Genomic DNA, 22,354 nt, shown 5'->3' on the forward strand with positions numbered 1-22,354 from the left:
TTCGGTGGTCATAGCGTTAGGGAAACGCCCGGTTACATTCCGAACCCGGAAGCTAAGCCTTTCAGCGCCGATGGTACTGCAGGGGGGACCCTGTGGGAGAGTAGGACGCCGCCGAACAAATTGTGGGGAAAGCCCCGCACCGGATCTGTAGGAATACAGGTCACGGTGCGGGGCTTTTTCGCGTTTGAGGGATGAATGAAGAGCCTGGAAGGAGTGGAGGGAGCTCCCCCCAGGTTCCTTCCTCACCCTTTTTACAGGCGGCCTGCCGCCTTCAGTTCGAGGTAGGCGTCAGCCAAAGCAGGGGCGAGTTCGTCCGGTGGTGCATCGACGACTGTGGCGCCGTGGCGCATCAGTTTCTCGGCCGCGCGGCGGCGCTGCTGCTGAGCTTGGCTGGCCGCTGCGGCTTCGTAGACCGCCTCGACGTCACCCCGCGCGGTCGCCATCCGCTGAATGTGAGGGTCGGCCACGGACGCCACGAGCACCGTATGGCGCTTGGTGAGTTGAGGCAGCACGGGGAGCAGTCCCTCTTCGGCTGCCGCTGTGTCCAGGCTGGTGAGCAGGACGATCAGCGAGCGGCGGGGCGCATGGGTCAGGGCTGCCGCGCTGAGGCCGCGGGCGTCGGTTTCGATCAAGGAGGGCTCCAGCGGGGCCATCGCGATGACCAGCGCGGGCAGGAGTTCGCCTGCGGCCCGGCCCTGCACCTGCGCGCGTACCTGGCGGTCGTATGCCAGGAGATCGACGCGGTCACCTGCTCGTGAGGCCAGGGCGGCGAGCAGCAGTCCGGCGTCCATTGCCGCGTCGAGTCGAGGGACGTCGCCGACGCGGCCGGCCGATGTGCGACCCGTATCAAGGACGACCAGGACGTGACGGTCGCGCTCAGGGCGCCAGGTTCGTAGGGCGACATTTCCCTGACGGGCGGTGGCGCGCCAGTCGATGGAGCGGGTGTCGTCGCCGGGAACGTATTCGCGGAGGCTGTCGAATTCGGTTCCCTCTCCGCGGGTCAACACGCTGGTGCGGCCGTCGAGTTCGCGCAGGCGGGCCAGGCGGGACGGCAGGTGTTTGCGGCTTGTGAAGGGCGGCAGCACGCGGATGGCCCAGGGGACGCGGTGGCTGCCCTGTCGCGCGGCCAGGCCGAGCGGGCCGTAGGAGCGGACGGTGACGCGGTCTGCGTGCCGGTCGCCCCGGCGGGTCGGCCGCAGGGTGGTGGACAGGCGGCTTCGTTCGCCGGACGGGATCGTCAACGGGTGCCGGGACGCGGCCTGTTCGGTGCCGGACGGCCAACTGCTGGGCGGCCAGGCGTCCCTGAGCTGCGCGCGGAGGCGCCGGTTCGACGGGTTGGTGACAGTGAGGCCGACCTCGGCCGCATCTCCGAGTCGAACGGCTGTATCACCATTTCGGGTGAACTGGAGCTTCCGCACTGGCGCGGCGCATGCGTAGTCGCACAGAATTGCGAGTGCAAGGGGGCCGTTGACTGCCAGCAACCCTGTCCAGCCCGGGGCGAAGACGCCCACGGGGATGGAGCCGAGGGCGGCCAGGAGTGCGGAGCGTCCAGTGAGAGCCATGGGGCGCCTCAGCGGGGAACGGGGACGTGGGCGAGGACCGAGGCGATGACGGAGTCGGCTGTGACGCCCTCCATCTCGGCTTCGGGGCGCAGTTGGATGCGGTGGCGAAGTGTCGGGAGTGCCAGGGCTTTCACATCGTCCGGGATGACGTAGTCCCGGCCGGTGAGCCAGGCCCAGGCCCGGGCCGTGGAGAGCAGGGCGGTGGCGCCTCGGGGGGAAACTCCGAGGCTGAGCGAGGGGGATTCACGCGTGGCACGACAGATATCGACGACATAGCCGGTGATCTCGGAGGAGACCGAGGTCTTGGCGACGGCGGCGCGGGCGGCTTCGAGGTCGGCGGGGCCGGCGACCGGGCTCACGCCCGCGGCCTTCAGGTCGCGGGGGTTGAAGCCGTTCGCATGCCGGGCCAGCACGTCTATCTCGTCCTGTCGTGACGGCAGCGGGACCGTCAACTTCAGGAGGAACCGGTCCAGTTGGGCCTCGGGCAGCGGGTAGGTGCCCTCGTATTCGACCGGGTTCTGCGTGGCGGCCACCAGGAACGGGTCGGGCAGCAGACGGGGCGTGCCGTCGACCGTGACTTGGCGTTCTTCCATGGCTTCGAGGAGGGACGACTGGGTCTTGGGCGGGGTTCGGTTGATCTCGTCGGCGAGCAGCAGGTTGGTGAAGACCGGCCCCGGCTGGAAGGAGAACTCGGCGGTGCGGGCGTCGTAGATGAGCGAGCCGGTGACGTCGCTCGGCATGAGGTCGGGGGTGAACTGGACGCGCTTGGTGTCGAGTTCGAGGGAAGCAGCCAGCGCCCGCACCAGGAGGGTCTTGGCGACACCCGGTACGCCTTCGAGCAGCACGTGGCCGCGACAGAGGAGGGCCACGACCAGACCGGTCACGGCCGAGTCCTGGCCGACCACGGCCTTGGCGATCTCGGCGCGCAGGGCTTCCAGGGAAGCGCGGGCGCTGTCCGGGTTCGCTGCGGTCTCCGGGGTGCGGTCGCTCATGAAGTGCGTACCTCTCTTTCGAGGGCGTCGAGGTCGTCCGCGAGGCGGACCAGTGCGGCGTCGTCGGCGGGTGTCGGGCCGAAGAGCAGGGAAAGGGGGTCGCGGCCGGCGGCGGGGAGCCGGGCGGCGACAGCGGGGACGAGTGCTTCGGGGGAGTGCGCCGCAGAGGCGGCCACGCCCAGGAGAGGGGCCAGGCGGGTGCGGGTGGCCGACCGGAGGGTGTCGGCCGCACGGTCGCGGGCGTTCGCCTTGCGGTAGAGGCGGGCGCGGCCCTCCGTGGCCTCCGATGCGCGGATGGCGACCGGGAGTCGCTCGGTGACGAGCGGGCCCAGGCGACGGGCGCGCCAGAGGGCGGCGAGCACGGCGGCGAGGGCGAGTTGAAGGGTGGCCCAGCGCCATCCGGCCGGGATCAGGTCGAAGAAGGAGCGTTTGCCGCCATCGGTGGCCGACGCGTCACCCAGCGAGGGGAGGTACCAGACCAGATGGGGCCGAGAGCCGAGCAGTTGGAGAGCGAGAGAGGCATTGCCCTCTTTGTCGAGCCGGTGGTTGAACAGGATGTCGGGGGCGCCGAGGAGGACGGTGTCGCCCTGTCCGTGGCCCGCGGTGTCCAGCAGGGTGGGCAGGCCGCCGGCGGCGTAGCAGCCCTCGGCGTTCTCGTCCGGGGACACGTAGCGGACGCCGCCGGTGTCCGCACGGCCCGCGCGCAGAGCGGCGGGCTGCGTGCAGGCGGGGTCGCGGGGCTTGACCGGGACGGGGCTCTCGGTGTGTACGCCGGGGGCGAGGGCCGTCAGGGACGCCTCGGTGGGGGCGAGGAGGATCGTACGGCCGCCGGAGTCGGCGGTGGCGGTGCGGAGCTGGTGCTGCTGGGCGTCGGTCAGGAGGTCGGGCACCGTGACCAGCAGGGTGCTGTCGGGGCCGGCGGAGGCTGTCGCCTCGTCCAGCGTGGTGACCACCCGGGTGGAGACGCCCTGGTCCTTGAGGAGTTGGGCGACGGCGCGGCTGCCGTACTGGTCGGCGGAGCGGGGGTCGAGGCTGCCGTGTCGGGAGTCGGAGTGCAGGGCGGCGAGCGCGACGCCAGCCGTGATCAGGACGGCGAGGGCCAGCAGCAGGCCGCGGGCGCGGGTCCACAGGTCGCGTGCCGTGACCGAGGTGGAGGTGGGGGCGGTCATGCGACGGCTCCCCGGGGCGCGTCGCTCAGCGCGGGTTTGGTGCGGGTGAGGTCCTGGTCGAGGTCGCGGAGCCGTATGTACGCCGCTTCGTCGGCGGCGCGGCCGCCGTATGTGACGTCGTCGAACGTCCGGGCGGCGGCGCGGAGCCGGTCCGTGTGGCCGGGCAGCGTACGGCCCGCCTCGGCGGCCGCCTCGTCGGCGGTGCGGCCGGGGCGGGGGTCGAGCAGGGCGCGTTCCTCCAGGGAGCGGACGATGGCCCGCATCCGTTCCTGGACGGCCTCGTTCCAGCGCCGGGCCGCGGCGTGCGCCTCCGCGGTGGTGCGGTGTTCGGCGGCGCTGCGCGGACGGTCGTCGAAGACCGTGCCGCCGGACGTGGCCGTGCGCTGCGGGGTGCCGAGCCGCCACCACAGTGCGGCGATCAGCGCGAAGACGACGACGGCGATCACGATCAGGCCGAGCGGGCCGCCTGGGGTGGCTCCGGACGCGGAGTCGAAAAGTGATCCGACCCAGTCCCAGAAGGCGTTGAGGGCTCGCTGCAAGAGGCTCGGGTCGTTCTGGTGGTATGCCGGGTCGGACAGTTCGCGATGGGCCGCCTCGCGGGCGGGGTCGCGCCCGATGTCCACCGGAGGCTGTCCGGATGTGCCGTTCAGTAGTTGTGCCGTGATGAAGCCCCCCGCTCCTGACACTCCATCAGCTCCCGGGTGTCTCGTAGCCGGGCACGCCCGCGGCGCGGGCCAGCTCGAGGTCGAGCGCTTCGCGGCGGATGCGCTGGTCGATGTAGAGCAGCACGCTGACACCCGCGGCGATGGGGTAGGTGATCGCCGACGCGATCACGGCTCCGATGCCGGAGATGACCAGGTAGGTCCAGCCGAACTCGGGGGTGGTTCCGCCCAGCAGGTCGTGGAAGTTGTCGCTGTTCACCGCCATCGCGATCCCGGTGAACGGGAACATGATGATCATCGAGACGATGGCCATCAGGATCGACGTCAGCAGGGAGATGCCGAAGATCCGCCACCAGGAGCCGCTGACCAGCTTGGTGGAGCGGCGCAGGGACTGGACGATGCTCTGCCGCTCCAGCATCAGAGCCGGGGAGGCCAGGCTGAAGCGGACGTACAGCCACAGGGCGACCACGGATGCGGCGAGGCCACCGAGCACGGCGAGTGCGGCGCCACCGCCTCCCCCGAGGATCGCGCCGGGGAGGACGCCGACGGCGAAGATCGCGCCGAACATGACGAACAGGAGGGCGAGCAGCCCGAGCAGGCTCAGCAGCCGCGGGCGGGCCTCGGCCCACGCGTCGCCGAGGCTCACCGGGCGGCCGAGCACCGACCGGCTGACCACGATGGTGAGGACGGCCGTCGTGAAGAGAGTGGCGAGCTGACCGATGATCAGGGCCGGCGTCAGGTCGAGCAGGCTGGACTGCAAGGAGTCGAAGGCCTGGTTGACGGCCTCGGTGCCGGTGGCGTTCGGGTCGACCGCGGCCGGGGTCGGCAGGATGAAGCGGACGGTGAGGATCTGGGCGATCTGCGAGATCACCGCGACGGTCAGCGTCAGCCCGAGGACGGTGCGCCAGTGGGCGCGTGCGGTCGAGACGGCCCCGTCGAGGATCTCGCCGACACCCAGCGGGCGCAGCGGGATGACACCCGGCTTCGCGGCGGGCGGGCGGCCGTAGTTCTGGTTCCAGTGGGGGCCTGGGGGCTGGCCCGGCGCCTGGCCCCAGCCGCCGCGGCCCTGCTGCTGGCCACCCCAGCCCGGCGCGGGCGGCAGAGGCGTCTGACCGGCTCCCGGAGGGGACCACTGGGCGGCCGGGGGCTGGTCCTGCGACCACTTCGAGGAGGCGCGGGCCCGGTCGGAGGGCTCGGGCGTCGGGGGTGTGCCGGAGTCTTCGCCGTCGGAGGGGGCCGATCCGGGCGAGGCCCAGCCCGGAGAGTCGTTCACGGTCGTCCACCTCGTGGATTGGTCACGGGACCGGCGACTGCGCGTGCCGGCTTCTTCGGGTTGGCTGCCATGGTGCCATGTGGATCCCGGCCGCGGACCTGCCCTCGTATCTCGTTCGCACCTTCAATTGTCGGCCGCTCACGGGGCAGACTGGGCAGATGGCTGATCAGGACGTGCGAACCACCACGGGACCCGGCCCCTCCGGAATCCCCTCGCTGCGCTGGGACGAGCCGCCGGAGGGCCCCGTACTGGTCCTCCTGGACCAGACCCGACTGCCCGCCGAGGAGGTGGAGCTCGTCTGCACGGATGTGCCGGGGCTGGTGCTGGCCATCCAGACGCTGGCGGTACGCGGAGCCCCGCTGCTCGGCATCGCCGGAGCGTACGGGGTGGCGCTGGCCGCCGCCCGCGGCTACGACGTGGACGAGGCGGCGGCGCACCTTGCGGGGGCGCGGCCCACCGCGGTGAACCTCGGGTACGGCGTGCGGCTGGCGGCAGGGGCGTACCGGGCGGCTCTGGAGAAGGGCGTGGGGCAGGTGGAGGCCGGGGCGGCGGCGCTGGCCGCGGCCAAGGAGCTGCACCGGGCCGACGCCGAGGCGAGCGCGCGGATGTCCGCGCACGGGCTGGCGCTGCTCGACGAGCTGCTGCCGGGCGGCAGTCACCGCATCCTCACGCACTGCAACACCGGCCGACTGGTCTCCGGCGGCGAGGGCACCGCCTTCGCGGTCGCGCTTGCCGCACACCGGGCGGGCCGGCTGCGGCGACTGTGGGTCGACGAGACGCGGCCGCTGCTGCAGGGCGCGCGGCTGACGGCGTACGAGGCGGCGGGCAGCGGGATGGCGTACAGCCTGCTGAGCGACAACGCGGCCGGATCGCTGTTCGCGAGCGGGGAGGTGGATGCCGTCCTCATCGGCGCCGACCGCATCGCGGCCGACGGCTCGGTGGCCAACAAGGTGGGCAGCTATCCCCTCGCGGTGCTCGCCAAGTACCACCACGTGCCGTTCGTCGTGGTCGCGCCGGTCACCACGGTGGACCTGGACACTCCCGACGGCGCTTCGATCGAGGTCGAGCAGCGGCCCGGCCAGGAGGTGACGGAGCTCACTGCACCGCAGGTTCCTGGGGGCGGCTGGGGGGCCGGTTCCGGGCTGCCGGTGGCGCCGCTGGGAACGCAGGCGTACAACCCCGCCTTCGATGTGACACCGCCGGAACTGGTCACGGCGATCGTCACGGAGGAGGGCGTTCTGTGCCCGGTGACAGGCGGCGGGCTGAGGGAGCTGTGTGCCAGGTCACGCCGGGTAACGATTAGCTAATGGGATGATGACGTTTATGAAGGGACGCGTCCTTGTCGTCGACGACGACACCGCACTGGCCGAGATGCTCGGCATTGTGTTGCGTGGAGAAGGTTTTGAGCCGTCGTTCGTAGCGGATGGCGACAAGGCACTGGCGGCATTCCGTGACGCCAAGCCCGACCTGGTGCTGCTCGATCTCATGCTGCCCGGACGGGACGGCATCGAGGTCTGCAGGCTGATCAGGGCCGAGTCGGGTGTGCCGATCGTCATGCTCACCGCGAAGAGCGACACCGTGGACGTGGTGGTCGGCCTGGAGTCCGGGGCCGACGACTACATCGTGAAGCCGTTCAAGCCCAAGGAGCTGGTCGCCCGGATCCGGGCCCGACTGCGCAGGTCCGAGGAGCCCGCGCCGGAACAGCTCGCCATCGGTGACCTGGTGATCGACGTGGCGGGGCACTCGGTGAAGCGGGACGGGCAGTCGATCGCACTGACCCCGCTGGAGTTCGACCTGCTGGTCGCGCTCGCCCGCAAGCCCTGGCAGGTGTTCACTCGAGAGGTACTCCTCGAACAGGTCTGGGGCTACCGCCACGCGGCGGACACCCGCCTGGTCAACGTGCATGTCCAGCGGCTGCGCTCGAAGGTCGAGAAGGACCCCGAGCGGCCGGAGATCGTGGTGACCGTCCGTGGGGTCGGTTACAAGGCAGGACCGAGCTGAGATGACCCAAGAAGCTGGGCGCAAGACGTCCTGGGGCGGCCGGTTGCTCCAGGACGGAGCGCCCGGCGGTCCGGTGCTGCGCCTCGTCGTGCGCTGGCTGCGGCGCCCGCTGCTGCCCGCCGCACGGCTGTGGCGGCGCAACATCCAGCTGCGGGTGGTCGCGGCCACCCTGCTGATGTCGCTGGGCGTCGTCCTGCTGCTCGGCTTCGTGGTCATCGGCGCGGTGCGCAACGGCCTGCTCGAAACCAAGGAGAAGGCGGCCGAGAGCCAGTCCGCGGGCGGTTTCGCGGTCGCGAAGGACAAGGCGGGGGCGCCCGTCTCGACCGGCGGCGACGACAGCACCGCGGGCCGCGGCTCCGGCTCGTCGGTGAGCTGGCGCAACGACCTGGTGACCCAGCTGGCGAGCAGCGGCCAGGGCGCGTTCTACGTCGTCGCCCTCGGGTCGGCCTCCTCGGACTCGGACTCGGCCTCCAGCAACAGAGGGCCGCGTGCCTCCGGATACGTCGACCCCCGCGCGAGCGTTCCGCAGAGCCTGCGGGACAGCGTCGACGAGGGGGCCGGCGCGTTCAAGACGTACACCTCGATCAAGTTCACCGACGGCCAGGAGGCCGAGCCGGGCCTCGTCGTGGGCACCCGGCTCAAGGACGTCGACGGGCAGTCCTACCAGCTCTACTACCTCTTCCCGCTGGTGCAGGAGGAGAAGTCGCTCACCCTGGTCAAGACGACCCTGGCGACCGCCGGGCTCTTCGTCGTGGTGCTGCTCGGGGCCATCGCCTGGCTCGTGGTGCGGCAGGTGGTGACGCCGGTCCGGATGGCCGCGGGAGTCGCCGAACGGCTCTCCACGGGCGTCCTCAGGGAGCGCATGAAGGTCACCGGCGAGGACGACATCGCGCGGCTCGGCGAGGCTTTCAACAAGATGGCGCAGAACCTCCAGGTCAAGATCAACCAGCTGGAGGAGCTGTCGCGGATGCAGCGGCGGTTCGTCTCGGACGTCTCGCACGAGCTGCGTACCCCCCTGACGACCGTGCGGATGGCCGCCGATGTCATTCACGAGGCGCGGGTCGACTTCGACCCGGTGACCGCGCGCTCGGCCGAGCTGCTCGCCGGGCAGCTGGACCGGTTCGAGTCGCTGCTCGCCGACCTCCTGGAGATCAGCCGCTTCGACGCGGGAGCGGCGGCCCTGGAGGCCGAGCCGATAGACCTTCGCGAGGTCGTGCGCCGGGTCATCGAGGGAGCCGAGCCGCTGGCCGAGCGCAAGGGTACCCGGATACGGGTGGCCGGTGACGAACAGCCCGTGGTCGCCGAGGCCGACGCCCGGCGGGTCGAGCGGGTGCTGCGCAACCTGGTCGTCAACGCGGTCGAGCACGGCGAGGGCCGGGACGTCGTGGTGCGCCTCGCGGCGGCGGGCGGTGCCGTCGCGGTCGCGGTGCGGGACTACGGCGTCGGTCTGAAGCCCGGCGAGGCGACGCGGGTGTTCAACCGGTTCTGGCGGGCCGATCCGGCGCGCGCCCGTACCACCGGTGGCACCGGGCTCGGCCTGTCGATCGCCGTCGAGGACGCCCGGCTGCACGGCGGCTGGCTCCAGGCCTGGGGCGAGCCGGGCGGGGGCTCCCAGTTCCGGCTGACCCTGCCGCGCACCGCCGACGAACCGCTGCGCGGATCGCCGATACCCCTGGAGCCGGAGGACTCACGGGCCGCCCGTGAGCGGGCCAGGGCCGAGGCGACGTCCGCGCAGGCGCAGGGCAACCGGCTCTCCACGGTGCCGACGCCGCGGCTCGACCGTTCCACGCTGCCCGTGCCGCCCACGGCCCCGGTGCGCCCGCGCACCTCCGGGCCCGCGGCCAGCCCCGCGGGGCTGCCGGGAGGCGGCGGGGGCCGGGTGGTGGCCCGGCGCACCGACGGGGATTCCGCACGCCCCGACGCGGAGCGCGGGGAGGACACGGTGGGCCCGGAGCGGCTCACCGAAGTGAGCGACCAGGAGGGATCGGCCCGTGGGCGCTGACCGGGGGAGGGGCCGGGCACTGCTGCGGTCGGTGGTCGTGCTGGGCAGCGGCTCGCTGCTGGTGTCGGGCTGCGCGTCCATGCCGAGCAGCGGCGACGTGCACTCGGTGTCGGCGTCCCAGCGGGCCGATTCGCAGGTGCAGGTGTACGCCGTGCCGCCGCGGCCGGGCGCCGAGCCCAACGAGATCGTCGCGGGCTTCCTCGAGGCGATGACCAGCGACGACCCCAAGTTCGCGATGGCCCGCCAGTATCTGACCGTGAAGGCGGCGAAGGACTGGCAGGCGAACCAGGTCACCGTCCTGGCCGACGGCCCCGACCCGCAGCCCAACCGGTCCGGCGACCGGGGCTCGGACGCGAACGGCTTCACGTTCACGGTGTCCGGCAAGCCCGTCGCCGTGGTCGACAAGCAGCGCGCCTACCAGCCGGCCAAGCCGCAGGACACGTACAGCCAGACCATCCACCTGGTGCGGCAGAGCGGGCCGGACGGGACGGGCAAGGAGTGGCGCATCGACGCGCTGCCGGAGGGGCTGCTGCTCGGGCAGTCCGACTTCCAGCGCATCTACCGCTCCGTCAACACGTACTACTTCGCTGCCGGGCAGGACCGTCTCGTCGCCGACCCGGTGTACGTGCGCCAGCGCACCGACCCCGAGACGCAGATGAACCTGGTCACGCAGACCGTGCAGTCGGTGCTGGACGGGCCGACCAACTGGCTGAAACCGGTGGTCGCTTCGAAGTTTCCGACGGGGACGGCGTTGAAAGGCAACACCAAGTCGCTCGCCCTGGACGACCGCAACGCCCTGAAGGTGCCGCTGAACGAGCGGGCCTCCAACGCCGGTGAGGCGCAGTGCAAGCGGATGGCGGCCCAACTCCTTTTCACCCTGCGGGATCTGACGACGACTCGGATCGGCCAGGTGGAACTCGACCGGGCCAACGGCTCCCAGCTGTGCGTGCTCAGCGGCGACCAGGCCGAGACGTACGCGCCGGACCGCATGTCGACCAGCCCCGGTCAGTACTTCGTGGACGCCGGTGGTCATGTGGAGCGGATGCGGGCCGACGCCGGCGGCTCGGACAGTTCGGGCGGGGGCTCGGACAGTTCGGACAGCTCGGACGACTCGGTGGTGACCGAGCCGGTGCAGGGCCCGTTCGGCAAGGGCGAGCAGCAGGTGCGTACGGTCGCGGTCTCGCGGGACGAGAAGCGCGCGGCCGGGGTGTCGGCGGACGGCAGGTCCTTGCTCGTGGCCCCGCTCTCGGCGGGTGGTGAGCTGGTGCGGACGCGGGTGACCAGTGACGACAAGGACGCGAAGAACGGCGGCCTGTCGGCGCCCAGTTGGGACGGGCGCGGCGACCTGTGGGTGGCCGACCGCAATCAGGCCAAGCCGCGGCTGCTGCGCCTCGCGCAGGGCGCGGGGGAGCCGGAGGTCGTCGACGTCGCCGGTCTCAACGGCGGGCAGATCCAGCAGGTCCGCATGGCGGCGGACGGGGTGCGGGTCGCACTGCTCGTGTCCCAGGGCGGCCATACGACGCTGCGGATCGGCCGGGTCGAGCGGAGCGGCGAAGGCGACAAGAGCGTGGTGTCCGTGATCGAACTGCGCCCCGGGGCACCGCAGATGGAGGACGTGACCGCCGTGTCCTGGGCCGGGCGGAGCCGTCTGGTCGTGGTCGGCAAGGAGACCGGCGGCGTCTCCCAGCAGCTGCGCTATGTGCAGACGGACGGGTCGACCTCGGCGTCCGGCACCCTGCCGAGCGTCAACAAGGTCACCGACATCGCGGCCACCGACGACGACCGGATGCCGCTGGTGGCGCATTCGCAGGAGGACGGCATCGTGCGGCTGCCGCCGGGAGCGAACTGGCGGACGGCCGTCAAGAAGGGGTCGGCGCCCGCGTATCCGGGATAGCCGGGCCGCCCGGGGCCCGCGCGGAAGGTTTTCCACAGCGTTGCCCCGGGCCCGGCGCGGGTTTTCCACAGGGGTGGCCGGGTCCCGCGCCCCTTGGCACAGTAGAAGCCATGCGGGGGTGGTGGCGGGAGTTCTCCGGCCTTGTGCTGCCGACCGCCTGCGGCGGCTGCGGGAGGCCGCGTACGGCGTTGTGCGAGCGGTGCCGGGCCGCGCTGCTCGGGGCGCCCGCGTACCGGGTGCGTCCCGCGCCGGAGCCGGCCGGGCTGCCCGCGGTGTACGCGGCCGCGCCCTACGAGGACGCGGTGCGCGCGGTGCTGCTCGGACACAAGGAGCGGGGCGCCCTCGGCCTCGCCGGGGTGCTCGGGCAGGCGCTCGCGGGCGCGGCGCGGGCGGCCGCCGGGCCGACGGGGCAGGGCCCGTTGCTGCTGGTCCCGGTGCCGTCGTCGCGGCGGGCGGTGCGGGCGCGGGGGCACGACGCGACCCGGCGCATGGCGCTCGCCGCCGCGGGTGAGCTGCGCCGGGCGGGGACGGACGCCCGGGTGGCCGCCGTGCTGCGCCAGCGGCGTGCGGTGGCCGACCAGGCGGGCCTGAGCGCCCCGCAGCGGCTCGCGAATCTGGCCGGGGCCCTGGTGGTGGCGGGCGGTGGCGAGCGGCTCCTGGCGGGCGGCCGGGTGGTCCTGGTGGACGATCTGATGACCACGGGTGCATCCCTGGTGGAAGCGGCGCGTGCGATCCGTGGGACGGGGGTAGTCGGTCGTCGTAGGGACGTCCCAGGAGGAGATGGATGCCCAGAACAGGGAATTCCGGGACATCCCCGAGCGGGGACGACGCATCGCCGCCGGGGAGCCGGGGTGGAGGCGTGGGACGCCGGTGTTCCGCGCACCGTCGCCGCGGTTGTCGCGGCCCCTCCGGAATCGTTCGCGATAAACCGGAACTGACCGAGAAGCCGCATCGTTGCAGGTAGTGAGAGGACGGAAACACCTGAGTGGAGGTACGTGCGAGTAGCGGGTGCCGACATCCGGCCGGGCGAGCTATGTTCGGTTGTGAGGAATGGCGAAAGACCGTTCACTTAATGCACGGCTGAGCTTCGGCGCGTTTTCACTTACCCCCGACTTGGTGGGGTGGGGATCTTCTCGACGGGGGAGGAGGAGGTGATACGTCACCGAGTCCGACGCCCCGGCACTCACCGGGGTCTGGTGCAAAAGGGAGCAGCTCCGCTCTGAGGCGGAGTGATCCGGGAACGGAGTTCTGCGTGGACATCGTCGTCAAGGGCCGCAAGACCGAGGTGCCCGAGCGGTTCCGCAAGCACGTGGCCGAGAAGCTGAAGCTGGAGAAGATCCAGAAGCTCGACGGCAAGGTAATCAGCCTCGACGTCGAGGTGTCCAAGGAACACAACCCGCGGCAGGCGGACCGCTCGGACCGGGTGGAGATCACCCTCCACTCGCGCGGCCCGGTGATCCGTGCGGAGGCGGCGGCAGCAGACCCGTACGCGGCGCTCGACCTGGCGACCGGCAAGCTGGAGGCGCGGCTGCGCAAGCAGCACGACAAGCGCTACACGCGCCGGGGGAACGGCCGGCTCTCGGCCGCCGAGGTCGTCGATGTCGTGCCGGGTGTGGCGGAGTTGAACGGAAACGGCGAGCCGGTGGGCGGTTCGAAGGAAGAGCGCATTCCTACCACCAGGATCGGCTCGCTCGAGGTGCAGGGCGAAGGACCGCTGGTGGTCCGCGAGAAGACGCATGTCGCCGCCCCGATGACACTCGACCAGGCGCTCTACGAGATGGAGCTGGTCGGGCACGACTTCTACCTGTTCGTCGACTCGGAGACCAAGCACCCCAGTGTCGTCTACCGGCGGCACGCCTACGACTACGGCGTCATCCACCTGGAGACCGACCCGCTCGCCGGTGAGGACGCGAGTGGCGCGGGCGGTGCGCTGGGCGGCTGACCCCGGCCGGAAGGACCACGGAGGACCCGCTGGCCGGTGCGTTGAACGTCCACGGACGGCGCCCCGTACCACCGGGTGATGGTGCCCCTGGAGCCCTTGTGCGCCCCCGGGGGCACCACCGTGCGACCACGGGATCACCCTTCTGTCGGCCGGGCATGAAATCATGGCCTCGCACGCCAACCGCAGCTCCCTGGAGCGTGGTTGGGCAGCACACCAACGCGGGCCACGGCCTTCAGGGGGAGGAACGATGGCGGACAGCTTCGGGCCGGTGCACGACGGTTCCCATGCCGACAGCCCGAGGGGTGGGGACCACGAGGCCGGCATGCACGCGGGCGGGTCCCGCAAGGAGCCCATCCGGGTCCTGGTGGTGGACGACCACGCCCTGTTCCGCCGGGGCCTGGAGATCGTGCTGGCCGCCGAGGAGGACATCCAGGTCGTCGGCGAGGCGGGGGACGGCGCGGAGGCGGTGGACAAGGCGGCCGATCTGCTGCCGGACATCGTGCTGATGGATGTGCGGATGCCCCGGCGCGGCGGCATCGAGGCCTGCACCTCCATCAAGGAGGTGGCCCCCAGCGCGAAGATCATCATGCTGACGATCAGCGACGAGGAGGCCGACCTCTACGACGCGATCAAGGCGGGCGCCACCGGCTACCTCCTCAAGGAGATCTCCACCGACGAGGTGGCCACCGCGATCCGGGCGGTGGCCGACGGCCAGTCGCAGATCAGCCCCTCGATGGCGTCCAAGCTGCTCACCGAGTTCAAGTCGATGATCCAGCGCACCGACGAGCGCCGTCTGGTGCCCGCGCCCCGGCTCACCGACCGTGAGCTGGAGGTCCTCAAGCTGGTGGCCACGGGGATGAACAACCGTGACATCGCCAAGGAGTTGTTCATCTCCGAGAACACCGTGAAGAACCACGTGCGCAACATCCTGGAGAAGCTCCAGCTGCACTCCAGGATGGAAGCGGTGGTCTACGCGATGCGCGAGAAGATCCTGGAAATCAGATAGCCAGTGCCGAGGTGAGCGCCGCGGCCTCCTGCGGTGTCCCGGCCCGCTCGATCCGTACCGTCTCGCAGCCCACCCACCGGGCGGCCTCCAACAAGGCCTGCGCCATGGGTCGTACGGCCTTCGGCGAGTCGAGCGAGACCTGCTTGGCGACCAAAGTGCGGCCCTCGCGCGCCGGGTCGACCCGGCCGATCAGCCTGCCGCCGGAGAGCAGCGGCATCGCGAAGTACCCGTGGATCCGCTTGGGCTTGGGGACGTAGGCCTCCAGGCGGTGGGTGAAGCCGAAGATCCGCTCGGTGCGGGCGCGCTCCCAGACCAGGGAGTCGAACGGCGACAGCAGCGTGGTGCGGTGGCGGCCGCGCGGCTCGGTGGCCAGCGCCTCGGGGTCCGCCCAGGCCGGCTTGGACCAGCCCTGCACGGTGACGGGCACCAGACCGGAGGCGTCGACCACCGCGTCGAACTGCTCGCCCTTGATGCGGTGGTAGTCGGCGATGTCCGCGCGGGTGCCGACGCCCAGCGACTGCCCGGCCAGCCGCACCAGGCGGCGCAGGCACTCGGTGTCGTCCAGGTCGTCATGGAGCAGGGCGTCCGGAATGGCACGCTCGGCCAGGTCGTACACCCGCTTCCAGCCGCGCCGCTCCGTGCAGACCACCTCGCCGTACATCAGTGCCCGCTCGACGGCGACCTTGGACGCCGACCAGTCCCACCACTCGCCCTTGTTCTTGGCGCCGCCCAAGTCCGTTGCCGTGAGGGGGCCTTCGGCGCGCAGCTGCTTGATCACCTGCTCGTACGTGCCCTCGGGCAGCTCGTGGTTCCAGTGCGGCCGCGAGCGGTAGGCGCGGCGGCGGAAGGCGAAGTGCGGCCACTCCTCGACGGGCAGGACGCACGCCGCGTGCGACCAGTACTCGAAGGAGTGGCCACCGCTCCAGTACGCCTCCTCGACGGCCTTGCGGCCGACCGCGCCGAGGCGGGCGTACGGGATGAGCTCGTGCGAGCGGGCGAGCACCGAGATGGTGTCGAGCTGGACCGCGCCGAGGTGGCGCAGCACCCCGCGCACCCCGCCGCGCCGGTCGGCCGCGCCGAGGAAGCCCTGGGCGCGCAGGGCTATCCGGCGGGCCTCGTCTGCGGACAGTTCGGCGGCGGGAGGCGGCAGGCTCGTCATGCTCCGCACGATAGTGGCCGCCACTGACAACGAGGGGGACGGATCAGCTCCGTGCGGGCAGGTAGGGGAGCACGCCGGGCAGCCCCAGGTCGCAGGGGAGCAGGGCGCCGACCCAGCTGTCCCTGCGGGAGCCCTGGTGCACGGTCGCCGAGCGCAGGGTGCCCTCCATGGTGAAGCCGACCTTCAGGGCGACCGCGCGGGAGGCCTCGTTGCCGACCTCCGCCCGCCACTCCAGACGGTCGACGGCGGCCGCCTCGAAGGCCCAGCGGGCCGCGGCCGTCGCCGCCTCGGTCATGAAGCCGCGGCCCCGGTGCTCCTTGACCGCCCAGAAGCCCAGCTCGGCCAGGCCCGGCCCGCGCCGCGTCACGCCGAGCACGGCGACCAGGGTGGTGCTGTCCGCGGTCAGGACGGCGAAGGTGTAGTCGGTGTCGTTGCGCCAGCCGTCCGGGCCGTGGGCCGAGGTGAAACCGTCCGCGTGCTCGCGCAGGTAGGGCGAGGGGACGGTGGTCCAGCGCTGGATGTCGGGGTCCTGACAAGCCGCCCAGACGGCGTCGGCGTCCTGGGGGCCGACGGGGCGCAGCAGCAGGCGGTCGGTGGTGAGGGTCACGGGGTCCATCGCCAGATTCTCCGTGGGCCGGGCGGCCGGAGCCAACCTCATTTCCCGCTCGGCCCGGCACCTTCGGGGAGTCCCGTCCGTTGTCGTAACGGCAGACCTCCCGGCGCGGCCGGGTCCTCGCATACGATGACCGTTGCTGTACCCACACCCATAGCCACTCGACCGCGCCAGGCCCGACCGGCAAGGAGACCAACCCCCGTGTCCGTCCTCTCAAAGATCATGCGTGCAGGCGAAGGCAAGATCCTGCGCAAGCTGCACCGCATCGCGGACCAGGTCAACTCCATCGAAGAGGACTTCGTCAACCTCTCCGACGCCGAGCTGCGTGCCCTCACCGACGAGTACAAGGAGCGGTACGCGGGCGGCGAGAGCCTGGACGACCTGCTCCCCGAGGCCTTCGCGACCGTGCGCGAGGCCGCCAAGCGCGTCCTTGGCCAGCGTCATTACGACGTCCAGATGATGGGTGGCGCCGCCCTGCACCTCGGCTACGTCGCCGAGATGAAGACCGGTGAGGGCAAGACCCTCGTCGGCACACTGCCGGCGTACCTGAACGCGCTGTCCGGCAACGGCGTGCACCTGATCACGGTCAACGACTACCTGGCCGAGCGCGACTCCGAGATGATGGGCCGGGTGCACAAGTTCCTCGGTCTCGAGGTCGGCTGCATCCTCGCCAACATGTCGCCCGCCGAGCGTCGGGCCCAGTACGCCTGCGACATCACGTACGGCACGAACAACGAGTTCGGCTTCGACTACCTGCGCGACAACATGGCGTGGTCCCAGGACGAGCTCGTCCAGCGCGGCCACAACTTCGCGATCGTCGACGAGGTCGACTCGATCCTGGTCGACGAGGCCCGTACGCCGCTGATCATCTCCGGCCCGGCCGACCAGGCCACCAAGTGGTACGGAGACTTCGCCAAGTTGGTGACGCGCCTGTCCAAGGGCGAGGCGGGCAACCCGCTGAAGGGCATCGAGGAGACCGGCGACTACGAGGTCGACGAGAAGAAGCGCACCGTCGCCATCCACGAGCCGGGCGTGGCCAAGGTCGAGGACTGGCTGGGCATCGACAACCTCTACGAGTCGGTGAACACCCCGCTCGTGGGTTACCTGAACAACGCCATCAAGGCGAAGGAACTGTTCAAGAAGGACAAGGACTACGTCGTCATGGACGGCGAAGTCATGATCGTTGACGAGCACACCGGCCGTATCCTCGCCGGCCGCCGCTACAACGAGGGCATGCACCAGGCGATCGAGGCGAAGGAAGGGGTGGACATCAAGGACGAGAACCAGACCCTCGCCACGATCACCCTGCAGAACTTCTTCCGCCTCTACAAGCGCCACGACCAGCAGGGCAAGGAAATGCCGGGCCTCTCCGGCATGACCGGTACGGCGATGACCGAGGCCGCCGAGTTCCACCAGATCTACAAGCTCGGCGTCGTCCCGATCCCGACCAACCGGCCGATGGTCCGCAAGGACCAGTCCGACCTGATCTACCGCACCGAGGTCGCCAAGTTCGAGGCGGTCGTCGACGACATCGCCGAGAAGCACGAGAAGGGCCAGCCGATCCTGGTCGGCACCACCTCGGTCGAGAAGTCCGAGTACCTCTCGCAGCAGCTCTCCAAGCGCGGCATCCAGCACGAGGTGCTCAACGCCAAGCAGCACGACCGTGAGGCGACGATCGTCGCCCAGGCCGGCCGCAAGGGCGCCGTCACCGTCGCCACCAACATGGCCGGACGAGGCACCGACATCAAGCTCGGCGGCAACCCGGACGACCTCGCCGAGGCCGAGCTGCGCCAGGCGGGCCTCGACCCGGTCGAGCACGCCGAGGAGTGGGCCGCCGCGCTGCCCGCCGCCCTGGAGAAGGCCGAGCAGGCCGTCAAGGCCGAGTTCGAAGAGGTCAAGGAGCTCGGCGGCCTGTACGTGCTGGGCACCGAGCGGCACGAGTCGCGGCGCATCGACAACCAGCTGCGCGGCCGCTCCGGCCGTCAGGGCGACCCGGGCGAGTCCCGCTTCTACCTGTCGCTCGGCGACGACCTGATGCGCCTGTTCAAGGCTCAGATGGTCGAGCGCGTGATGTCGATGGCGAATGTGCCGGACGACGTCCCGATCGAGAACAAGATGGTGACGCGCGCGATCGCGTCCGCCCAGTCGCAGGTCGAGCAGCAGAACTTCGAGACCCGCAAGAACGTCCTGAAGTACGACGAGGTGCTCAACCGCCAGCGCGAGGTCATCTACGGCGAGCGCCGCCGCGTCCTGGAGGGCGAGGACCTGCACGAGCAGGTCAGGCACTTCATGGACGACACGATCGACGCCTACATCCAGGCCGAGACCGTCGAGGGCTTCGCCGAGGAGTGGGACCTGGACCGGCTGTGGGGCGCCTTCAAGCAGCTCTACCCGGTGAAGGTCACCGTGGAGGAGCTGGAGGAGGCGGCGGGCGACCGGGCCGGCATCACCGCCGAGTTCATCGCCGAGTCCGTCAAGGACGACATCTACGAGCAGTACGCCGCCCGGGAGGAGCAGCTCGGCTCCGACATCATGCGTGAGCTGGAGCGCCGCGTGGTCCTGTCGGTCCTGGACCGCAAGTGGCGCGAGCACCTCTACGAGATGGACTACCTCCAGGAGGGCATCGGCCTGCGGGCCATGGCGCAGAAGGACCCGCTGGTCGAGTACCAGCGTGAGGGCTTCGACATGTTCAACGCCATGATGGAGGGCATCAAGGAGGAGTCGGTCGGCTACCTGTTCAACCTGGAGGTCCAGGTCGAGCAGCAGGTCGAGGAGGTGCCGGTGGAGGACGCGGCGCCCGCTCCCTCGCTCGGCAAGGAGGACACCATCCCGGCCGCGCGTCCGGAGATCCGGGCCAAGGGCCTGGACGCCCCGCAGCGCCCGGACCGGCTGCACTTCTCGGCGCCGACGGTGGACGGCGAGGGCGGCGTCGTCGAGGGCGACTTCGACAACGGCGACGACGAGCCGGCCCGCTCGGAGTCGGACGGCATGACGCGCGCCGAGCGCCGCAAGGCCCAGAAGACCACGGGCGGCCGCCGCCGCAAGAAGTAGGTCGCGGTTCACGTCGTCGAGGGGCCCGGCACCGGGAAGGTGCCGGGCCCCTCGGCTATGCCGGGACGCGTTCGCCCCCGAGCTCGACCGCCGCGCACCGCCAGCGCAGATCGGCGCCCCGCTCCAGACGGAAGGCCATGGCGCGCACCTGCTCGCCCGCCGCGATGCAGGCGGCCGCCTCCACGATCCCGCGGTCCAGCGGGGCCGCGCGGCAGGACCGTACGACGGGCCGGGTGCCACGGGTGCGGAACGGGGTGCGCGGAGCCAGCCGCACCAGCTGCTCGTAGGCGTCGCCGACGGTCAGGCCCAGCATCCAGTGCACCGGCCGCTCACCGCTGAGCACCGCGAGCAGCTTCTGTGCGAACAGCTCGTGCGGGGTGAGCCGCTGCGGCCGCCGGGTCCCGGTGCTGCCGGGCCCGCGCTGGTCGCCCCGCCCCGCCGGCCCGGTCGTGGTCCTGCTCATGGCTGCCGCCCCCTTCGATACCAGTGGGTAACTTCTGTTGGGGATCTTGTACGGGGGCGGCGGGAGCGGCCGCAAGGAGCGCCACCCGGGTGCGGGAGGGGCTCACCGATTCACCTATCCGGATGAGCGAGTGGTGCGTCTTCCCAGGTGGGGGCCGTCCCGGCAGGTTCCGGAGGAGAGGGGCGCCGAGCCGGTACCGGCAGCTCGAAGGGGGACTCCCGCGCGTATCCTGAACCCGTCTCACGACCGGATGGGACGACGAGAAGAGAGCGGTCTGTCATGCGCGTCTACGTACCCCTGACCATCTCCGGTCTCGCGGCGGCACACCGGGCGGGCGAGCTGGGCCCCGGGCCGCTCACTGCCTACGCCGTCACGCCGGGCCTGCGCGAGTGGTACGTCTCCGACGACATCGAGGAGCTGGAGTACGCCGCGCTCAGCCGCGCCGCGGCCGCCTCGCTGCGGCTGCTCGCCGGAGCGCCGGACACCGCCAGGCGCCGCGTCGTGATCGCCGCGGACGTGCCGGACGGCACGGTGACCGCCGACCCCGACAGCGCCCTGGACGCGAGCTCCCTCGGCGAGGTCACGGTCGCCTCCGCGGTCGCGCTGGCCAAGGCGGCCGCCGTGCACGTGGACGCCGAGGACGCGGTGGCCGACGTGACGGCCGCGGCCGACGCGCTCGGCGCGGCCGACCACGGCGACGACGACGCCCAGTTCACCGTGGACGGAGCCGAGGACCACGAACTGCTCTGGTTCGGTGTGCAGGAGATCCCCAATCTGATCGCCTGACCTGCGCGAAAGCCCGCCCGCGGTCGATTGTCGGTGCGGGTGGGTACCGTTTTGGCATGGGGAACGGCAGGCAGGACACGGGGAAGCGCCAGGCCCATCTGGTCTGGGACTGGAACGGCACACTGCTCGACGACAACGCGGCGATCATCGAGGCGACCAACGCCGCCTTCGCCGAGCTCGGCCTGGCGCCGATCACGCTGGAGCGCTACCGCGACCTGTACTGCGTGCCGATACCCCGCTTCTACCAGCGCCTGATGGGCCGGCTGCCCACGGACGCCGAGTGGCTCGTCATGGACGCCGCCTTCCACGAGCAGTACTGGGCGCGGGCCGACGCCTGCGGGCTCACCGAGGGCGCGGCCGAGCTCCTCGCGGCGCGCTGGGCGGCCGGGCTCAGCCAGTCGCTCCTGTCCATGGCGCCCCACGAACACCTGGTCCCGATCGTGCGGCGGCACGGCATCACCGAGCACTTCCTCCGGGTCGACGGGCGCACCGGCCCCTCGCACGGCAGCAAGGCGGAGCACATGGTGCGCCATCTCACCGCGCTGCGGGCCGCGGACGCGGCGATTTCCGGGGAGCGGGTCGTGGTGATCGGCGACGCGGTGGACGACGCCGTGGCGGCGGCCGCGGTGGGCGCGCGGGCGGTGCTGTTCACCGGCGGCTCGCACAGCCCGGCCAGCCTCGCCGCGGCGGGGGTGCCGGTGGTCGACACCCTCGCCGAGGCGGTGGCCGTGGCGGAGGAGCTGGTGGCCTGAGGAGCGGGCCCGCCTAGGTGACCGGCGCCTTCGCGCGCAGCACGGTGAGGAACTCCCGCATCCAGCGGGAGTGGTCCGGCCAGGCCCGCGCGGAGACCAGCGTGCCGTCCACGACCGTCTCCGCGTCCGTGAAGGTCGCGCCCGCCGTCTGCATGTCCAGCTCCAGGGCGGGATAGGCGGTGACCCTGCGTCCGCTCAGGCCGCCGATCGCGGCCGTCAGGAGCGGGCCGTGACAGATCTGGGCGACCGGCTTGTCGGTGTCGAAGAAGGCCTTCAGGATCTTCCTCAGCTCCGGGTCGTTGCGGAGGTACTCGGGGGCCCGGCCGCCCGGAATCACCAGGGCGGCGTACTGCCCGGGGTCGACTTCCGAGAAGGCCAGGTCGGCGGGCCAGGTGTAACCGGGCTTCTCCGTGTACGTGTCGAAGCCCGGCTCGAAGTCGTGGATCACGAGCCGCAGCTTCTTGCGGGCCGGGGCCGCGATGTGGACGTCGTAGCCCTCCTCCCGCAGCCGCTGGTAGGGGTAGAGGACTTCCAGGGATTCGGCGGCGTCACCGGTCACGATGAGGATCTTGGCTGCCATGAGTGCACTCCCTCTGAGGGCTGGAGCTCAGGTGGCTGGAGGTCGATCGCACCTGCGGGTTCCGTACCGTCAACCTGCCCGCGCGGCGCCGGTTTGCCAAGAGGCTCGTTCCCGCCGCCGCGTCGCTGTCCAGAGTGTCAAACTTCGGGCCCAGCTTTTGTACACATAAGGCTCATGACGGGTCGGGGGGAAGGGGCGATAGCCTTGACCCGTGATCAGCGCGATATGCCGCGGAGGCACTGACGCCTCTGCCCTGCGCCCGGAGCACCACCGTGCCCGGGCAGTCGCTGATTCCCTCCACCCGGAATCAAGGCCCGAAGCCACAAAATTGGCCGGTAAGCGCCCGGGTATCTCTCATCGCGGCCTAGCGTCGACACCGACCGGACACCCCGCGTCGTGGCGTTGCGTCGCTTCTTTCCCCTACGTCACGCAACGGCGCGCGACAGG

19 protein-coding genes and 1 rRNA gene are annotated in these 22,354 nt (G+C 71.3%); 11 read left to right on the top strand and 9 right to left on the bottom strand.

Going from position 1 to position 22,354, the window contains the following annotated elements; translation table 11 throughout:
- Window positions 1-117: ribosomal RNA gene (gene rrf, locus DT019_RS10910) — 5S ribosomal RNA — on the top strand.
- Window positions 118-251: 134 nt separating this feature from the next.
- Here rrf and DT019_RS10915 read toward each other — a convergent pair.
- The 5 genes from DT019_RS10915 to DT019_RS10935 are packed head-to-tail and all read right to left on the bottom strand — an operon-like array spanning window position 252 to window position 5,658.
- Window positions 252-1,562 (bottom strand): DUF58 domain-containing protein, encoded by a 1,311-nt coding sequence (locus tag DT019_RS10915; RefSeq protein WP_114036562.1) that lies wholly within the window; start codon window positions 1,560-1,562, stop codon window positions 252-254.
- A gap of 8 nt (window positions 1,563-1,570) precedes the next feature.
- Window positions 1,571-2,554, bottom strand: a complete 984-nt coding sequence (locus DT019_RS10920) for an AAA family ATPase (RefSeq protein WP_114036563.1) — start codon at window positions 2,552-2,554, stop codon at window positions 1,571-1,573.
- Window positions 2,551-3,723, bottom strand: coding sequence for a DUF4350 domain-containing protein (locus DT019_RS10925; RefSeq protein ID WP_114036564.1), 1,173 nt, complete (start codon window positions 3,721-3,723; stop codon window positions 2,551-2,553). Before DT019_RS10925 ends, DT019_RS10920 begins: the two co-directional genes overlap by 4 nt.
- The gene (locus DT019_RS10930; protein ID WP_114036565.1) at window positions 3,720-4,409 is read right to left on the bottom strand and encodes a DUF4129 domain-containing protein; all 690 of its coding nucleotides are present in this window, start codon (window positions 4,407-4,409) and stop codon (window positions 3,720-3,722) included. The genes DT019_RS10925 and DT019_RS10930 overlap by 4 nt, the downstream gene beginning before the upstream one ends.
- 4 nt (window positions 4,410-4,413) lie before the next feature.
- Complete coding sequence (locus tag DT019_RS10935) at window positions 4,414-5,658, bottom strand: hypothetical protein (RefSeq protein ID WP_114036566.1); 1,245 nt, start codon at window positions 5,656-5,658, stop codon at window positions 4,414-4,416.
- 158 nt (window positions 5,659-5,816) lie between these two features.
- Here DT019_RS10935 and mtnA point away from each other — a divergent pair, with 158 nt between their 5' ends.
- From mtnA to DT019_RS10970, 7 genes are all read left to right on the top strand, one after another.
- Window positions 5,817-6,965 (top strand): S-methyl-5-thioribose-1-phosphate isomerase, encoded by a 1,149-nt coding sequence (mtnA, locus tag DT019_RS10940; protein WP_114036567.1) that lies wholly within the window; start codon window positions 5,817-5,819, stop codon window positions 6,963-6,965.
- 4 nt (window positions 6,966-6,969) lie between these two features.
- Window positions 6,970-7,659, top strand: a complete 690-nt coding sequence (mtrA, locus tag DT019_RS10945; protein WP_189389435.1) for a two-component system response regulator MtrA — start codon at window positions 6,970-6,972, stop codon at window positions 7,657-7,659.
- Window position 7,660: 1 nt separating this feature from the next.
- Window positions 7,661-9,661 carry an MtrAB system histidine kinase MtrB gene (gene mtrB / locus DT019_RS10950; protein ID WP_189389437.1) on the top strand — a complete coding sequence of 667 codons (2,001 nt, stop codon included), beginning with the start codon at window positions 7,661-7,663 and terminating at the stop codon, window positions 9,659-9,661.
- Entirely contained in the window at window positions 9,651-11,555 is a 1,905-nt protein-coding gene (locus tag DT019_RS10955; RefSeq protein ID WP_411292698.1) for an LpqB family beta-propeller domain-containing protein, read from the top strand. Before mtrB ends, DT019_RS10955 begins: the two co-directional genes overlap by 11 nt.
- A 110-nt stretch (window positions 11,556-11,665) precedes the next feature.
- Window positions 11,666-12,493, top strand: coding sequence for a ComF family protein (locus DT019_RS10960; protein WP_114036568.1), 828 nt, complete (start codon window positions 11,666-11,668; stop codon window positions 12,491-12,493).
- Between the two features lie 314 nt (window positions 12,494-12,807).
- On the top strand, window positions 12,808-13,497 hold the full coding sequence (hpf, locus tag DT019_RS10965; protein WP_223279413.1) for a ribosome hibernation-promoting factor, HPF/YfiA family: 690 nt from the start codon (window positions 12,808-12,810) through the stop codon (window positions 13,495-13,497).
- Between the two features lie 247 nt (window positions 13,498-13,744).
- Window positions 13,745-14,503 (top strand): response regulator, encoded by a 759-nt coding sequence (locus DT019_RS10970; protein ID WP_114036570.1) that lies wholly within the window; start codon window positions 13,745-13,747, stop codon window positions 14,501-14,503.
- Here DT019_RS10970 and DT019_RS10975 read toward each other — a convergent pair.
- The gene (locus tag DT019_RS10975; protein ID WP_114036571.1) at window positions 14,496-15,662 is read right to left on the bottom strand and encodes a winged helix-turn-helix domain-containing protein; all 1,167 of its coding nucleotides are present in this window, start codon (window positions 15,660-15,662) and stop codon (window positions 14,496-14,498) included. The two genes, DT019_RS10970 and DT019_RS10975, sit on opposite strands and share 8 nt — an antisense overlap.
- A 43-nt stretch (window positions 15,663-15,705) precedes the next feature.
- Window positions 15,706-16,278 carry a GNAT family N-acetyltransferase gene (locus DT019_RS10980; protein ID WP_114036572.1) on the bottom strand — a complete coding sequence of 191 codons (573 nt, stop codon included), beginning with the start codon at window positions 16,276-16,278 and terminating at the stop codon, window positions 15,706-15,708.
- A 198-nt stretch (window positions 16,279-16,476) separates the two neighbouring features.
- On the opposite strand from DT019_RS10980, the gene secA reads away from it, so the two are divergent.
- Window positions 16,477-19,326, top strand: a complete 2,850-nt coding sequence (gene secA / locus DT019_RS10985; RefSeq protein ID WP_114036573.1) for a preprotein translocase subunit SecA — start codon at window positions 16,477-16,479, stop codon at window positions 19,324-19,326.
- A 55-nt stretch (window positions 19,327-19,381) separates the two neighbouring features.
- Here the strand turns inward: secA and DT019_RS10990 are convergent, their stop codons facing one another.
- Window positions 19,382-19,789: an Rv3235 family protein gene (locus tag DT019_RS10990; protein WP_114036574.1), complete on the bottom strand. Its 408-nt coding sequence runs from the start codon at window positions 19,787-19,789 to the stop codon at window positions 19,382-19,384.
- A 279-nt stretch (window positions 19,790-20,068) separates the two neighbouring features.
- Here DT019_RS10990 and DT019_RS10995 point away from each other — a divergent pair, with 279 nt between their 5' ends.
- Both DT019_RS10995 and DT019_RS11000 read left to right on the top strand, forming a co-directional pair.
- A complete protein-coding gene (locus DT019_RS10995) occupies window positions 20,069-20,575 on the top strand; it encodes a DUF6912 family protein (RefSeq protein ID WP_114036575.1) in 507 nt (168 codons plus the stop codon).
- A gap of 56 nt (window positions 20,576-20,631) precedes the next feature.
- Window positions 20,632-21,327 carry an HAD family hydrolase gene (locus tag DT019_RS11000; RefSeq protein WP_114036576.1) on the top strand — a complete coding sequence of 232 codons (696 nt, stop codon included), beginning with the start codon at window positions 20,632-20,634 and terminating at the stop codon, window positions 21,325-21,327.
- A 13-nt stretch (window positions 21,328-21,340) separates the two neighbouring features.
- Here DT019_RS11000 and DT019_RS11005 read toward each other — a convergent pair whose 3' ends face one another.
- Entirely contained in the window at window positions 21,341-21,907 is a 567-nt protein-coding gene (locus tag DT019_RS11005) for a DJ-1/PfpI family protein (protein WP_114036577.1), read from the bottom strand.
- Window positions 21,908-22,354 lie beyond the last annotated feature (447 nt).

The organism is Streptomyces sp. SDr-06 (genome assembly GCF_003324565.1).
In the GTDB taxonomy this organism is placed as follows: Bacteria; Actinomycetota; Actinomycetes; order Streptomycetales; family Streptomycetaceae; genus Streptomyces.